1 protein-coding gene is annotated in these 243 nt (G+C 69.1%); it reads left to right on the forward strand.

All coding sequences use genetic code 11. From position 1 onward, the window contains the following. Nucleotides 1-243 (forward strand): LysR substrate-binding domain-containing protein (locus tag SB822_RS59990; protein WP_410859496.1); only part of this gene is annotated, 243 nt, incomplete at both ends.

Genomic DNA, 243 nt, shown 5'->3' on the forward strand with positions numbered 1-243 from the left:
CGTGCCGTCCTTGCCGGCGTTTCTGACGCGCTACCCGGACATCGAACTGACGATCGGCGAAGACGACCGGCTGGTCGATCTGGTGCGCGAGGGCGTCGACTGCGTGCTGCGCGCGGGCAACCTGCAGGATTCGTCGATGGTCGGACGGCGCGTCGCGCAACTGCCGCAAGTCACGGTAGCGAGCCCGGCCTATCTGGAAAAATACGGCGAGCCCGCGGACCCGTCGGCGCTCGCCGCGCACCG

This window comes from Paraburkholderia sp. SIMBA_054, assembly GCF_046534875.1.
In the GTDB taxonomy this organism is placed as follows: domain Bacteria; phylum Pseudomonadota; class Gammaproteobacteria; order Burkholderiales; family Burkholderiaceae; genus Paraburkholderia; species Paraburkholderia hospita.